The sequence below is a fragment of the Roseivirga seohaensis genome (assembly GCF_001592945.1).
Classification (GTDB): Bacteria; Bacteroidota; Bacteroidia; order Cytophagales; family Cyclobacteriaceae; genus Roseivirga; species Roseivirga seohaensis.
Genome location: NZ_LRPB01000045.1, coordinates 200,506 through 216,417, shown reverse-complemented (window position 1 = coordinate 216,417; position 15,912 = coordinate 200,506). Strand labels below are relative to the sequence as shown.

Below are 15,912 nucleotides of genomic sequence, written 5' to 3'. Positions count from 1 at the left end.
CTCTGCTTGCTTTTCTGTCACCCTGTAAGGTTTTTTTTCAGAAACACATAGGACATCAGTTTTAAGCCTGAAGTTTATATTGTAAGCTTCGTTGCTAAATCCTCGTTATAAACGAGGATTAGTCGAGTGATTAGAGGGAAGTTCCCCAAAACTTCTGATTTAACCAACACAAAAAAGCCTGACTCTCACGAATCAGGCTTTTCAATATTTCTAAATACTAAGTACTAGCTACTAAATACTAGCCTTTTTTGCTTTCTTCTTTAATCAGATTAAGGGCAGAACCCGCTTTAAACCAGCCAATTTGAGCTTCGTTGTATGTGTGGTTAGCTGCAATAACATCTTTGCTGCCGTCTGCATGTACAAACTCAATCATCAATGGCTTGCCAGGAGCGAAGTCAACCAAGTCTAAGAAGTTGATGGTGTCATCTTCTTGTACTTTGTCGTAGTCTGCTTCGTTAGCAAATGTTAAACCTAGCATTCCTTGTTTTTTCAAGTTGGTTTCGTGAATTCTGGCAAATGATTTTACCAATACTGCTTTCACGCCCAAATGTCTTGGTTCCATGGCTGCATGCTCACGAGAAGATCCTTCGCCATAGTTATGGTCACCCACCACAATAGAAGGAACACCTGCCGCTTTATATTGACGGGCTGTAGCCGGTACTGGACCATATTCGCCTGTCAATTGATTTTTTACTGAATTGGTTGATTGGTTGTATGCATTTACTGCGCCAATCAAACAGTTGTCAGAAATGTTATCTAAGTGACCTCTGAACCTTAACCATGGACCTGCCATAGAAATATGGTCAGTAGTACACTTACCAAATGCTTTGATCAGAAGCTTAGCGCCCGTAATATTTTTACCATCCCAAGGAGCAAACGGCTCAAGCAATTGTAAACGCTTAGAATCTGGCTTAACAATAACTTCTACGCTGCTTCCATTTTCGGCTGGTGCTTGGTAACCGTTATCTTCTACTGCAAAACCTTTGGCTGGTAACTCAGAACCTACAGGCGGGTCTAATTTTACTTGCTCACCTTTTTCGTTTGTTAGGGTATCAGTTAATGGGTTAAAACCTAAATTACCCGAAATTGCAATGGCCGCTACCATTTCTGGTGAGGTTACAAAGGCATGGGTGTTAGGGTTTCCATCTGCTCTTTTAGAGAAGTTACGGTTAAATGAGTGAACGATAGTGTTTACTCTTGTATTATTACCTGATCTTTCCCACTGACCAATACATGGTCCACAAGCGTTGGTAAAGATAGTGGCGTTTAAGTCTTCGAAAATACCTAAAAGGCCATCTCTTTCGGCTGTATAGCGTACTTGCTCCGAACCTGGGTTAATTCCGAATTCCGATTTCGTTTTTAAGTTCTTATCTATGGCTTGTTGAGCAATAGAAGAAGCTCTAGATAAATCTTCGTAAGAAGAGTTGGTACAAGAACCAATCAATCCCCATTCTACATCCATTGGCCAGCCGTTTTTCTCAGCTTCCTCTTTCATTTTAGAAACTGGAGTAGCTCTATCTGGCGTAAATGGTCCGTTGATGTACGGCTCAAGCTCGTCCAAGTTAATTTCGATTACTTGATCGAAGTATTGTTGTGGATTAGCATAAACTTCATCATCACCAGTAAGGTGTTCTTTGATTTCGTTGGCTAAATCTGCTACATCTGCTCTATCCGTTGCTCTTAGGTAACGATCCATAGATTCGTCATAACCAAAAGTAGAAGTAGTAGCACCAATTTCGGCACCCATATTACAGATGGTTCCTTTACCCGTAGCCGACATTGATTTAGCACCTGGCCCGAAGTATTCTACAATGGCTCCAGTTCCACCTTTTACAGTTAGAATACCAGCTACTTTCAAGATTACATCTTTAGGGGCTGTCCAGCCATTCAATTTCCCTGTAAGGTGAACACCAATTAGTTTAGGGAATTTAAGCTCCCAAGGCATACCTGCCATTACATCTACAGCATCAGCACCACCTACACCAATGGCTACCATACCTAATCCGCCAGCGTTTACCGTGTGCGAATCGGTACCAATCATCATTCCACCAGGGAATGCATAATTTTCTAATACCACTTGGTGAATAATACCAGCGCCTGGCTTCCAGAAACCAATGCCGTATTTGTTAGAAACTGATTCTAAGAAGTTGAAAACTTCACCAGAGGCAGTCAATGAATTTCTTAAATCATCTTTAGCGCCTTCTTTGGCAAGGATAAGGTGATCGCAATGAACGGTAGAAGGAACTGCCGCAGTGGGCTTTCCTGCTTGCATAAACTGAAGTAGCGCCATTTGAGCCGTAGCGTCTTGCATGGCTACGCGGTCAGGAGCAAAGTCTACATAAGACTTACCTCTTTCGAATGCCGTGTTGGCGTCTCCGTCCCAAAGGTGTGAATAAAGAATTTTTTCAGATAGGGTTAGGGGTTTCCCTACCGCTTTTCTAGCCGCTGCAATACGTGAAGGGAACTTCGCGTAAACAGCTTTAATCATGTCTATGTCAAATGCCATAATGGAATTTTAGGGTTCTTGGGTAAATAAAATATAACTCGTCAAGGGTTGACAAAGTTATCACTTTTCGTAAATAATAAAATTAACAAAGCAGACTAAAAAGCCTTACCAAGCTGTATTTTTCAAGTTTTTCTATCAAAGTCTAAAAGAGCAACAATGAAATCAGAAAGATGGCCATTCCTACAAGCATGATTAAGAAGGAATAGGGGAGAATATCTTTTGCTTTTAACTTAGTAATACCCAATAGTGGCAAGGCCCAAAAAGGCTGAAGCATATTGGTCAGTTGATCGCCATAAGAAAGTGCCATAATTGTTTTAGGAATAGAAGCGCCAAGATTTTGAGCAGCTTCGGTTACTATTGGGCCTTGTACTACCCATTGGCCACCTCCGCTAGGAACGAATATATTTACAATGGCTGCGCTGAAGAAGGTGAAAATCGGCAATGTAGTGGCATTTGATATTTCCATAAAGCCTTGAGAGAATAAGGCGCCTAGTCCTGAATAGGTCATGATACCCATAATACCAGCATAAAGCGGAAATTGGATAATGATTCCAGCCGACCCTCCAATGGCTTCTTCAATCGCAGAGAGAAATTTAGCGAAGGAACCGTGAAGCAAAACTGCTAAACCGAAAAAGAAGAAGTTGATGTAGTTTAGGTCGATAAATGACAAGCCAACCAGAGAAGGACTGACCCATATTTTACGCAAGGCAATAAAACAGATGATTCCACCTAAGACAATGGCTGCAATTTTAGAGTTATCAATCCTTTCTGCACCTTGACTTTTCTCCCCAACATGATGTGTTTCTTTTTTAAACACTGCATTAATTTCTGTATCGTGGCCTCTTTTTCCTAACAGATAGAATACTGAAGGAACGATAATAAGGAGTAGGACAAAAGTGATAATGTTAGGGGTGGCCAGCAGCGTTTGCCCAATCCCTATTTGTCCAATTTCTTGAATGAGGAAGTGATCTTTACTGGCTACAGCCAAAGGAGCCGAACCTGAAAAGCCTCCGTGAAAGCACATCATACCACTATAACCAGCAGCACCAAGCAATGGGTAATTCATCTTCCACCCATGAGCCTTTGCCCTTTCGGCTACTTTTCGAGCGAAAATAGCCCCAAAAACCAAACACAAACCCCAATTGATCATGCTTACTAAAATGGTGAGTAAACTAATGGTAAATGCTGCCTTGGCCGATGTATTACAATAAATAGTAAAGCGATCGATGATATTATTAACAAATGAGGTGAGTGCTAATGCATGTCCCAAAATAAGAATTAAGGCCATTTGCATGGTGAATTCTAACAGTTCCCAGAAGCCTATTTCCCAATAGCCTAAAATGACCATACTGTAAGTAGAGCCCGAATTTTCTGGTCGTTCAGTAAAAACTAAAGCCAGAATAAAGGTGACCAAGGTTAGAATAACTGCAATAGAAAATGGAGAGGGAAGAATTTGACGGACAAAACGGAGGTAGAGACTGTTTCTAGACATAACTCAAAGCTAGCAAAATGATAAATGCTTTACGATTTCATAAATAGGAATTTTAAGCCATTGATCAATTCGTTTAAACATTTTTGCCCTTTACAAGATTTATCATGAAGTACAGTTTGAATACATATATGCATAGCGCAAAGCTATGCGTTGGTACAAAACACACATTTTTTATTTCGCCCAATGCAGAAAAGAATTCTTGTAGTTGATGATGACCCTTCGTTCAACAAAATGCTGTCCGCTTTTTTAGGGCGGCATGGCTTTTTGGTAAATTCAGTTTATACCTCAAAATCAGCCATGGAAAGTATGGGCAATGAAATGCCCGATTTAGTATTGACTGACTTCAAACTACCTGATTTAGATGGACTTGAGTTGATTGAGCTTATTAAAGCTAAAGTTCCTGAAATGGCCATTATTCTGATGACTAATTACTCTGATATTCGTACGGCAGTGAAGTCAATTCAGCTTGGGGCTTTTGAGTTTGTAACGAAGCCAGTAAATCCAGACGAACTGTTAATTACTATTAAGGCCGCTTTGAATCAGAAGGAAAAGAAAGTGGACATTGCACAACCTGAGAAGAAGAGAAATCTACCATCTTCAAATAAAAAATACATTATCGGTCAGTCAGCGGCTTCTAAGCAACTTTGGGAACATATAAAGCTTGTAGCACCAACTCAAATGAGCGTTTTGCTTTTGGGTGAAAGTGGTACCGGGAAGGAGTATGCTGCAAAAATGATTCATGAAAGCAGTAAAAGGGCCGATAAAACTTTTATAGCAGTAGACTGTGGAGCACTTTCAAAAGAGCTTGCGGCAAGTGAATTGTTTGGGCATGTAAAAGGGGCTTTTACTGGGGCGCTTAAAGATAAAAAAGGACAGTTTGAGCTGGCCGAAGGTGGAACTTTGTTTTTAGATGAGGTAGGAAATTTACCTTATGACGTTCAGGTACAGTTGCTAAGGGCGTTGCAAGAGCGAAAAATTAAACGGGTGGGGAGTGAAACGGATATTTCTGTGGATGTTAGATTAATTTCGGCCACGAATGAAAAAATGCAACAAGCCATTGATGAACAGCAATTTAGACTTGATCTTTTTCATAGGTTAAATGAGTTTGAACTAAAGCTAATGCCACTTAGAAAGCGTTTGGGCGATTTAGATGAATACTTGAACTTTTTTTTAGACCAAGCCAATAGTGAGTTAGAAAAGACGGTGAGTGGTTTTTCTTCGGCAGTAATTCAGGTTTTTCAACAGTATAGTTGGCCTGGTAACTTAAGGGAATTAAGAAATATTGTGAGACGAGCAGTGCTATTGTGTCAAACCGATCTGATAGAATTGGCTCAAATTCCAAATACTTTAATGAATGAAAATGAGGTTTTGGAAGAAAAAGAACACGAAAAACCGATAGCCACCAAACCAGAAAGCCGAGGTTTATTACACAATTTGAAAGCTATGCAAGAACTTCAAGAGAAGGAAACGATCGAGAAGGTGCTACTAGAAACAAAGTATAATAAATCTAAAGCCGCAGAACTGTTAAATATCGATCGATCAACGCTTTATAACAAAATAGCTAAGTATAACATTGAGATTTAAGCGCTAACAATTCCTTGTTCATCTGAATAAGCGTAGGAAGCAATTCGTGTGCTGTTTCAAGCATTTTTTCGTGCTTTTCTAGCTGATGATAAACTTCAATGCTTTTTAGTGTTTCGGAAATTGGCGTATGGTTTATGCTGTCATAAGTTTGCACCATTTTATGGGCCGTATTGGCCAGAAGCACTAGATTTTTAGATTCAAGAAATCGATTGAAGTCAGATACGTTTTTATCATTACTTCGGATTAACTCTCTCACCAAATCAGCCAACAATTCCTCGTCATCGCCTGAAAACTGTTTAATACGGTCGAAATTAAATTTTGTCGTTACGGAATCTACATTGTTTTGCGCATTACTATTTGCACTGTTAGAATGATGAAGCATATCTTTCAGTATTTGGTCAATGGCTAGTTCTTGATAAGGCTTTGTAAGCACAGCCGAAAAACCCATGCTTTTAAACTCTTTCAATTGTTGGGGCAGAGAATGGGCTGTTACAGCAACTATAGGTAGTTCATTATTAATTTTACCCACTTCTTTTAGTATTTCTATACCGCTCAATTGAGGCATATTAATGTCGGTGAGAATAAGTTGTATGGATTGATGTTCCTCTCGAATAAAGTCTAAAGCTTCTGTTCCAGATTCAAAAACAGTTAATCTATTCACTTTAGGCTGAAGTATGGTTTTGAGCAAAGTGGCATTCCAATGGTCGTCTTCAATAATTACTACATGTATATTGGCTATATCTGTTGTTAAGTTTTCTGGGTTCAGTTTCTGTGCCTCTACAATATGTTTTTGGTACGGTAATTTTAATTTAAGGGTGAAAGTAGTTTCCTGATCTGGGTGGCTTTCAACACTTATTTTGCCTTTCATTGCTTCCACTAATTTTTTTACAATGGCCAAGCCTAAACCGGTGCCACCATATTGTTTGGTCACAGAGGCATCTTCTTGCTCGAAAGAATTGAAAATACCTTTAAGCTTGTCAGGAGCTATTCCTTTTCCGCTGTCCTTAACTCTTATGGTTAAGTCATATTTATCATGCTTTTTTTGAGCAGAAACCTGTAAGGCCACTTGGCCTCTATGGGTGAACTTAACAGCATTAGACAGCAGATTAATCAATATTTGCTTTATCCTAAATTCATCTCCAATCAAATCAATGTGTTGTAATTCAGGGTCATACGAAACCAGAAAATTCAATTCCTTTTCTTGGCATTGCAAGGCATAAATATCTTCCATTTGATTAACCAAATCTGGAATATAAAATGGCTTTTTCTGTAGGCTTACCTTTCCTGAGTCTAATTTCGAAAAGTCGAGAATATCATTCACAAGCGTCATTAAATATTCTGTACTTTCCGAAAGCGCGTTGGAATATTTTCGTTGGGTTTCATTCAGTTTGGTGTTCTTTATAAGGTCTGAAAAACCAAGTATACTGTTTAGCGGATTTCTTATTTCGTGGCTCATATTGGCCAAAAATTCTTCTTTCACTTTGGCCAATCGATTTGCTTTGTTCTTTTCTAATTCTAACCTTTTACTTAAGTAGTAAGAGTTTGTTAAATCTTTGCCAATTGCAACTAAGAAAAAACCTCCAAGACCGATTCCTAAAATGCCGATAATGAGCACAGCAAAGGTAGAATCACGAGAAATCTGATAACTCTCTTGTCGTTTTTTTGCGGCAAGTTGTTGCTCATAATTCTGTAACTGCTGAATTATTTCATCTATTTCAGCGCGTAGGCGCATATCTTGCCGCAGTAGATTTAATTCCTTAGAAGAAAGGTTGTATTGACTTCTGAACTCTTGATTTGCCACCTGCTGAAGGATTTCTTTCACTTTAAGCAGCATGCTGTCGGGGTTGTAATTCACCAAGGTGAGTGTGTCGATAACTACTTCTGTTGTGCGAAGTGTATCATTTTGAACTGTAGTAATAGTATCCACTCGAATGTTTTTGGCTCCAAATAGACGCTTGACACCTTCCCATAAACCTGGTTCTTTGTATTCAGTTGCTACCAAATCATGCTTAATCGTAGGCTTTGTTTCTTCTGTGGTTTTAATTTTGGCGAGCACTTTTGATTCAGTACTTGCGCTGTCTTCAGTAGATTCTGTGATTTTTTCAAGGGCCTCATTGCTGAAATTCTTGGTTTGCCTATTCTTTTTGGTAAGTAAGAAGTCGCTTAGATAATTGAGTTTCTGAAGAAAAAGTATTTCCAGTGAATCTATTCTTTGTATCTGAAGACTATCTTGAGTCATTCTCTTGTTTAGCTCATCAATACTGAGTTGTGTTTGTTTTATTTCATTCTGATACGCTGTATAGGCGTTATCGTCATTGGATAAGATGTAATACTGAATATAGTTTTCAGCTTTAGTAATGCCCTGAATGGTTTTCTGAATAAGAGGGGTTTTCTCATCAGGTTGAGAAAGTAGGTTAATGGAGTGACTGAGTTTTTGATAGCTTTCATAACTCCAATAAATTCCACCTCCAATCACTAGAATAATGATAATGAAGGTTACCCATACTTTCTTCTTAATACTAAAATCGGAAGGTGATTTCATATGTTATAAACCCATTTTCTGCTTAATGTTCTTGAAGCTCAAATAAAATCTGTTAAAATTGTCTATGTCGGGTTTTACAACTCACATATACTTGGTTGTGTCTATATGAGTGCTTACCTATTGAAATATGAAAAAGTTAATTGTTGCAGTCATCTTGATTCCCTTGTTTTTTTGTTCCTGTGAGAATTCAGATGAAGATGCTTTAGTTTATTTGATGGTAAAGAATGAGGCAACGCTACCTTTAGATGAGCTAACCATTTATTTAGGTGGAGCCATTCAAAACTATGGATCGATTGGTAGCCTAGAGTCTTCAGGCACATTCCCATTTAAGAATACTTATATAGCCGATTCCATTACATTTAAATACGATTCTCAGTCAGCTGTGATTAAGCCAAATAATGCCCTAGTTCAATGGATTGGTGCGGAAATAGGGGCGACATACCAATATGTGATTAGCTTAGATGAAAATGAAAATTTTCAATTTAGTGTAACCCAAACAAAGTAATTCGAACCAAAAGAAAAAGGCCACTCAAAAATGTTGAATGGCCTTTTTGCTAATAAGTTAAACTAATATTTACTCAAAATCCTTGAAGAAACTCAAATCGGCTTTATCGTAAGCTGCTTTAAATTTAGGCCATGTAGTATTGAAAAACTCATTCGTTTTCTCTTCTGTTAGCTTTATCATTTGCTCTGCTTTTCTTACCGCATTTCTTTCTGTTTCACCAGGTGCTCCCATACGAGAGTTGTTGTATCTTCTGGCTTCCTGAATATAGTTATTTGCAGTTGTAAAACGCTCTCTTACTACGGCTTGTCCTCTTTCTCCAGGTACACCAATAGTAAGTTTTCTAACGGGTAAGAAACTCTCTTTTACTTCTTCAACAGCCTTTTTCAAATCCTTCACTCTGTCAGCATCAACGTTTTTCATTTGCGCTTCTACTTTCTCAATGATTTCGTTCGCAGATCTAACCTTGTTTGTGATTTCAGCAAAAGACTGAGACATTTTCAGTACTTGATCTTCAAAGGCTTTATTGGCTTGTAGCTCAGACATGCTGATTTCCATTCTTGGATCGAGGTGTACTTTTACCATTTTAGAAACCTGTTGATCACCAAATTCTAACACTATTTTGTAAGTACCTGGCAGGGCCGATCCAGCAGATTGCTCACGGTTCTGAGTTCCGCCACCGAAACGGTTTCCACCACCAGAGAATTCAACTGGGTAAGGGTTTCTTCTATCTAAATTCCAAGATATGGTATTGATTTCTCCTTTCTTAATATTTGAAGTTCTAGTTCTAACGGTATCGCCACTAGCATTTAGAACAATCATTTTCACTTTAGTAGGTAGCTTCTTTTCAGGAGTTTCTGTTGTTTCAGCTTCTTTGCTATTACGCTTTCTACGTGATGATTTGTCTTCTACAGCCTCTTCTTTTTTGGCGTCATCTCTTACCCAGAACTTCACGTTAGCAGAGCTTAAGTATTTGTTTTCACCTTCAAATGGGCCACCATCAGCAGGGAAGCGCATGCCTGGAGGCTGACGGTAAGTCATTTGATATGCATCAGCTACATCAAACATTACGATGTCAGAATTTTTCACCGTTTCAACTCCTTTCGCAGCAAACTCTCTCAAAGGTCTCAAGTCGTCAAGAATATAGAACGCTCTACCGAAAGTACCGATTACTAAATCATCCTCTCTTTCTTGCCAAGCCAAGTCCATAGTTGAAGCGTTTGGATAACCGTGGTTCCATTTGTTCCAGTTTTGAGCTTTATCGAAACTTACGTACAAACCATTTTCAGTACCTAAGAAAATCAAATTAGGCTCTCTTTCATCTTGAAGAATGGAAAGTGTATACCCAAATACATCGCTATCATCTACAATTCTAGTCCAAGTTTGACCATAGTCTGTAGTGTGATATGCATAAGCAGTAAAGTTATTTCTTCTGTAATCGTTAGCAATTACAAAAGCTTCACCCGCATTATGGTGTGATGCTTTTATTTGAGGAATCCAACTACCTGCAGGTAAACCAGGAAGTTTAGCCGCTACGTTAGTCCAAGTTTTTCCTTTGTCTTTGGTTACCTGCACATTTCCGTCATCAGTACCAGCCCAAATTACGTTTTTGTCGAGTGGGCTAGGAGCAATGGCAATAATAGTAGTGTGATTTTCAGCACCAGTTGCGTCTAGCGTTAAACCACCACTTTCGTTTTGCTTTTGTTTTTCAGGGTCATTAGTCGAAAGATCTGGAGAAATGATTGTCCAGTCATCTCCTCTGTTTGTGCTATAATGAACAAACTGAGACCCAAAATATACAGCGTTTGAATTGTGTGGATCAACGGCTACTGGTGAGTTCCAGTTGAAGCGAAGGCTTGTAGCAGTATCAGGTGCTGTTGGCTGAATACCCTTTGTATATCCACTTAGTTTATCGTAACGCGAAACACTTCCTTGCTGCGACATGGTGTAACCATACCTTGAGTCACCAGGAATTGGTGCTACGTCAAAACCGTCACCAAAGCTTAATTCTTGCCAATCGTGGTTTCTGATTCCTGCATAGTTAAATACATAAGCAGGCCCAACCCACGAACCGTTGTCTTGCATTCCGCCATACACATTGTAAGGCATTTCGTTATCTACATTTACATGGTAGAACTGACCCACAGGAAGTTTTTCTGTGAATCTCCATGTTTTAGCCATGTCACGTGTAATGTTCAAACCTCCATCATTACCGTCAATCATGTAAGAAGGATCCTCTGGATGAATCCACCAAGCGTGGTGGTCTGGGTGAACTCCAGAGTAAGGAATGATTTCTTCCCAAGACTTTCCGCCATCTTCAGACCTGGAAACCCTAGAGAAAAGGCTATATATTCTGTTTTCGTTTTTGGTATCTACAAAGATGTCAGCATAATAGAATGGACGATCTCCAATGTTTTGAGTAGTTGCAGAGGCTGCTCTTAGTTCCCAAGTATTGCCTCCATCAGTAGAACGGTAAAGACCATTGGCTTTTGATTCGATCATGGCATAAACATAATCTGGTCTGCTGCGTGAAATCGCCAAACCAATTCTACCATAATCGCCTTTTGGTAATCCTTTTTCTCCAGTAAGATTTTTGAAAGTGTCTCCACCATCGTTAGTCACATAAAGTCCTGAACCTGGGCCGCCAGATTTGAAGAACCAAGGCCATCTTTTGTGTTCCCACATGGCAACGAATATCTTGTTTGGGTTAGAAGGGTCAGCCACCATATCGGCTACACCAGTAAGGCTGTTGGTATAAAGTATTTTCTCCCAAGTTTTTCCTCCATCTTTGGTTCTGAAAAGGCCTCTTTCTTCGTGTTCGCCCCAAGGAGAACCGATTGCGCCAACATAAACAATATTAGGATTATCTGGGTGAATGTAAATTCTGTGGATATTTCGGGTTTTTTCAAGCCCCATCAAATCCCAAGTTTCACCACCATCGATAGAACGGTAAACACCATATCCACCGCTCACAGAGTTACGCGGGTTTCCTTCACCAGTTCCAACCCAAATAATATCTGGATTTTTCTGGTAAATGGAAATGGCACCAATTCCAAGCACGGCTTCATCGTCAAAAAGAGGCTCCCAGTTAAGGCCACCACCAGTTGAACGCCATAAACCACCTGATGCAGCTCCTGCATAGATGATCTCAGGATTACTTTCCACTACATCAATGGCCGTGATTCTACCACTCATGGCGGCTGGCCCGATGCTCCTGGCTTTCATGTCTTTGAAAAGATCCATGTCTACTTTTTGGCCATAAACCAAAGCAGAGAGTAGCATGAATGTTAGGCCCAAAATCGATCTGATTTTTGAAGGTCTAAATAGCTTTAAATGCTGAATACTCATTAAGTTGTTGATTTGATTGAAAATGAAATTTTAACAATTTAAACCAAGAACTTAAAAACAGAAATTCAATTCGTAAGAACGCAAACAATGCTGTATGAATGGTTAGAATTTCAATTACCATTCACTTATCAGAAGCTTAATACCTAATCCAAAATTCAGGTGATCGAATCGTGATTTTTTCACGGTCAAATCATACACTTCATCGGTTTTGTTGTAACTCACGCTTTGTGGGGTTAGGTACTCTGCAGTAGAAGATTTAATGGCTTTTATGTTAAAGTCTAAGCTTAGAAACTCGTTAATAAAAACTTCTAATCCTCCACCCAAGCCGTAGTTCATGGCAAAGTCATCAATGTCTCTAACTACATCCCATTGTTCTTGCAATGGACCATCTCTGAAATGAGCCGTAGTGGCAATGTAGCTAAAGCCTCCAAAGAAGTCGGCATAGGGTTGAAAGCCTTCTGAAACCGGTGGCTTAATCCTGATGAGTCCGAGCATATAGGCCATTTCATTATTTCTTCTGATTCTGACATCACCTAAATCATCACCATGCCATCCATCACGAACTTCGGAACCATAACGAGTTACCCCGAGCATACCGCCCAAATGAATAGGAGAACCGTTGATTTGAAAAGCGATATCTGAACTGAAACCGCCACCCCAGATTTCAGGGGAGTCTTTTTTTAGGTCGCCCATAGGGGCAAAGCCATTGAGGCTTAAACCGAAAGTAGATTGACCTTTAGAGAATACAGGGAAAAAGAGAAGTAATGCAGGTATTAAAAAGTATTTTGACATGTTGTTGGTTGTTTTGACTTTTGGTTTTAAGCCAATAATGTGCCAAAAAATTCAGCACTATCAATGCTAAAATACTTTGATGTGTGTCTAAAATAATTAGTATTTTTGGTTTCAAAATCTTTGACATGAGCATAGTTTCAGAAAACATAAAGCACCTTAGAAAACTTAAAAACTGGACACAGGGTGATTTTGCAGAAAAAATCGACATTAAGCGATCGCTAGTTGGGGCTTATGAAGAAGGCAGGGCAGACCCTAGGCTGAATAACCTGCTGAATATGTCAAAGGTATTTAAGGTGCCAGTAGATTTTCTAATATCGAAAGATCTTTCTAGCCTGAGTGAAGAGCAAATCTTGAAATTATCAGCACCAAGAAAACCGTCTTCAAAAGTGCTTTCTATTACAGTGGATAAAAATAACGAGGAATTAATTGATCTAATTCCTCAAAAGGCTTCTGCTGGTTACCTGAACGGTTATGCCGATCCAGAGTATTTGGAGGAACTTCCAAAATTTCAGTTACCAAATTTACCAAAGTCGGGTACTTACCGTGCTTTTGAAATCACAGGCGACTCTATGCTTCCGTTAAGACCAGGTACGATTGTGATTGGTAAGTACTTGGAAGATGTGACGGATATTAAAAATGGACGCTGCTATGTTATTCTTTCTAAAGAAGAAGGAGTGGTGTACAAACGTGTTTTCGACTATACTCTGGAAAATGGAAAGCTATTTTTGGTGTCGGATAATAAAGCTTACTCGCCTTACGACATTCCTGTAAGTGATGTTATTGAAATTTGGGAAGCAAAAGCGTATTTGAGCATGGATTTACCCGATTATTCTGACGATACCATGGACTTTGAGCAATTGAAGAGTATTGTTTTAGACCTTCAACAAGAGGTAATTAAGTTGAAAGATCATCATCCAAGATTGAATTAATGCTTTTGGATATTGAGCTTTTCATAAAGTGCTATTCTGTCAATTTTTCCTGAGGCAGTTCTAGGCAGAGTGTCAATCAAGAATAATTCATTAGGTTTATAGTATTTGGTTAAGGAAGATTCTATGACCGATTTAATCGTTTCAATTGTACTATCATTTTTATTTACAATTGCCGCTACATAGGTTTCACCAAGTTGCGGATGCGTTTTCTTTAAAAGAACTACTTCAGTAGCTAATAACTGACTAAGCTGGTTTTCTAGTTGGTCAAGGTGTATTTTTATTCCCCCCGAATTAATTACAAAATCAGCCCTTCCTAACCATTTAAACTGCCTTCCTTTGAGCTCCACTACATCATTGGTTTGAATCCATTCGTTAAGCGTTACGTCCGCTTTTATTCGCAAGCAATTGCGGTAATCTGTTTCTACCAAAATCCCATCCAACACTGTAAAAAGATCACTTTTGTTCATACCATTCATAGGCTTGAGGGCGATATGCGAAACGGTTTCCGTCATACCATAAGTATTGAAAACTTGTGTTGAGAGTGATTGTATTTCTTTTTCCAATTGAGCGCTTATTGGTGCGCCACCTACAATAATGCTTTCAATGTTGTTAAGTTGCTTTCTTCCTTTGTCAGTCGTCAACATGCGTTCAAGCTGCAGTGGAACTAGTGCAGCAAAAGAGAACTTTTGGTCTTCTTCCAAATATTCTTCGGGGTTTGAACTTGGGCAAACCAACGTAAGATTCCAATCAAACTCCATAGCCCTTACCAGCATCATTTTACCACCAATAAATTCAGGGTTGATGCATAGTAATGCTGAAATGTTTTTTTCGAGATTTAGTGTTTTGGCGGTTCTTTGAGCACTTGCAATCATTTGTGCTCTTGAGATGTGAATAGTTTTAGGCTTTCCAGTGGAACCGGATGTTTCTTGGGCAAAACTTTGCTTGCCAGTGCGCCATTCATTTATGAACTTAGCTGCTGAAATATAGGCTTGGTCGTGGCTTGATTCTTGCGATAATAGCAATTTTGAAAAATAACTTTTTGTACCATTCCATATCAAACTGCCGCTCATAGGCCAATTTTAGTTCATTATGATTAGAGTTCAAACCCTTACACTTGCCTTTCTTTTCATTGTTACACTTTCAGTTTTTGGCCAAAACGCTTCACAGTTTGTGATTAAGGGAAATGTAGCGGATAAGCAGACAGGAGAAACGCTTCCGTATGCCTCTGTTTTTTTAGCCAATACTACCGTTGGAACGGTCTCAAATCATCAAGGAGATTTTGTTTTAAATGTACCAAAATCAGGCTCATATGACTTAATTATCAAATTTGCTGGCTATAAAACCTTCACCCAATCTATTCAGTTTTTTGAGCCTCAAACCATTGTGGTTACAGCGAAACTAGATGTGGACACTCGGCAGGTGAGTGGTGTAACCGTTATGGCGAAGAAAGATGAGAAATGGAGACGTAATTTGGAAGATTTCAAAATTGGCTTTTTAGGTACTTCTCCTTTTGCCGAACAATGTAAGATTCTTAATGAAGAAGTAATTGATTTCTACTTTGATGAAGAGAATAATATTTTTGAAGCCTTTGCCAGCGAACCGCTTATTATTGAGAATAAGGCGCTTGGGTACAAAATTAAATATGTATTGGAAGGTTACTATGTCTATTTTAATGAGAAATACTCTTCTTATTGGGGTTACCCATCATACGAAGAATTAAGAGGAGATAAGAGGCCGAAAGCACGATGGTTAAAAAATAGAGAAATAGCCTATTTAGGCTCTGTCGACCATTTTTTTAGTAGTTTATTTAATAATAACCTGAAGAAGGATGGTTACGTGGTTCAAATGGCAAGAGATATTGAGGGCAAAAGGTATTTAGATAGAAATGAGCTGGATTTGTATCAGTTTGTGAAGCCAGGGGCTACAGAGAACTCTAAACGTTTAGAGTTTGAACACATACTCTATGTTACTTACACTAAAGAGTTGGTTTCAGAAGAAATGGGCTCTGTTATTAACGTATCAAAAGTACCAGTGAGTGGTAATAAGCAGCGTTCGCAGTTTTATCTTCTGGAAGGAAAAACATTTATTGAGTTTGAGAAGAATGGCTACGTTTATAACCCGCTTGATTACCTTGTTGCCGACTATTGGGCGATTGAAAAAATGGGAGATTTAATGCCGATTGACTATATCAATACACGCTCAACTGACAAATAGCAC

At 39.0% G+C, this 15,912-nt stretch carries 10 protein-coding genes; 4 read left to right on the top strand and 6 right to left on the bottom strand.

The features are described 5' to 3' along the window. Positions 1–238: 238 nt before the first annotated feature. Both AWW67_RS12710 and AWW67_RS12705 read right to left on the bottom strand, forming a co-directional pair. Complete coding sequence (locus AWW67_RS12710) at positions 239–2,506, bottom strand: aconitate hydratase (RefSeq protein WP_053222714.1); 2,268 nt, start codon at positions 2,504–2,506, stop codon at positions 239–241. A gap of 142 nt (positions 2,507–2,648) precedes the next feature. Further along, on the bottom strand, positions 2,649–3,998 hold the full coding sequence (locus AWW67_RS12705; protein WP_062302194.1) for a short-chain fatty acid transporter: 1,350 nt from the start codon (positions 3,996–3,998) through the stop codon (positions 2,649–2,651). A gap of 183 nt (positions 3,999–4,181) precedes the next feature. Between AWW67_RS12705 and AWW67_RS12700 the strand changes: the two genes are divergently transcribed. Then, the gene (locus AWW67_RS12700) at positions 4,182–5,582 is read left to right on the top strand and encodes a sigma-54-dependent transcriptional regulator (RefSeq protein WP_062302192.1); all 1,401 of its coding nucleotides are present in this window, start codon (positions 4,182–4,184) and stop codon (positions 5,580–5,582) included. Here AWW67_RS12700 and AWW67_RS12695 read toward each other — a convergent pair. Further along, complete coding sequence (locus AWW67_RS12695) at positions 5,560–8,124, bottom strand: hybrid sensor histidine kinase/response regulator (RefSeq protein ID WP_062302191.1); 2,565 nt, start codon at positions 8,122–8,124, stop codon at positions 5,560–5,562. The two genes, AWW67_RS12700 and AWW67_RS12695, sit on opposite strands and share 23 nt — an antisense overlap. A gap of 127 nt (positions 8,125–8,251) precedes the next feature. Here AWW67_RS12695 and AWW67_RS12690 point away from each other — a divergent pair, with 127 nt between their 5' ends. Then, positions 8,252–8,629, top strand: coding sequence for a hypothetical protein (locus AWW67_RS12690; protein WP_062302189.1), 378 nt, complete (start codon positions 8,252–8,254; stop codon positions 8,627–8,629). Between the two features lie 69 nt (positions 8,630–8,698). On the opposite strand, the gene AWW67_RS12685 is transcribed toward AWW67_RS12690, so the two are convergent. After that, positions 8,699–11,974, bottom strand: a complete 3,276-nt coding sequence (locus tag AWW67_RS12685; protein ID WP_260311447.1) for a WD40/YVTN/BNR-like repeat-containing protein — start codon at positions 11,972–11,974, stop codon at positions 8,699–8,701. 114 nt (positions 11,975–12,088) lie between these two features. Next, positions 12,089–12,766: a hypothetical protein gene (locus tag AWW67_RS12680; RefSeq protein WP_062302187.1), complete on the bottom strand. Its 678-nt coding sequence runs from the start codon at positions 12,764–12,766 to the stop codon at positions 12,089–12,091. Between the two features lie 125 nt (positions 12,767–12,891). On the opposite strand from AWW67_RS12680, the gene AWW67_RS12675 reads away from it, so the two are divergent. After that, positions 12,892–13,695 carry an XRE family transcriptional regulator gene (locus tag AWW67_RS12675; protein WP_062302224.1) on the top strand — a complete coding sequence of 268 codons (804 nt, stop codon included), beginning with the start codon at positions 12,892–12,894 and terminating at the stop codon, positions 13,693–13,695. On the opposite strand, the gene AWW67_RS12670 is transcribed toward AWW67_RS12675, so the two are convergent. After that, positions 13,692–14,765 carry an AMP-binding protein gene (locus AWW67_RS12670; RefSeq protein ID WP_062302186.1) on the bottom strand — a complete coding sequence of 358 codons (1,074 nt, stop codon included), beginning with the start codon at positions 14,763–14,765 and terminating at the stop codon, positions 13,692–13,694. The genes AWW67_RS12675 and AWW67_RS12670 overlap by 4 nt on opposite strands. Positions 14,766–14,784: 19 nt before the next feature. Here AWW67_RS12670 and AWW67_RS12665 point away from each other — a divergent pair, with 19 nt between their 5' ends. Further along, positions 14,785–15,909, top strand: a complete 1,125-nt coding sequence (locus tag AWW67_RS12665) for a carboxypeptidase-like regulatory domain-containing protein (protein WP_062302184.1) — start codon at positions 14,785–14,787, stop codon at positions 15,907–15,909. Positions 15,910–15,912: the final 3 nt, after the last annotated feature.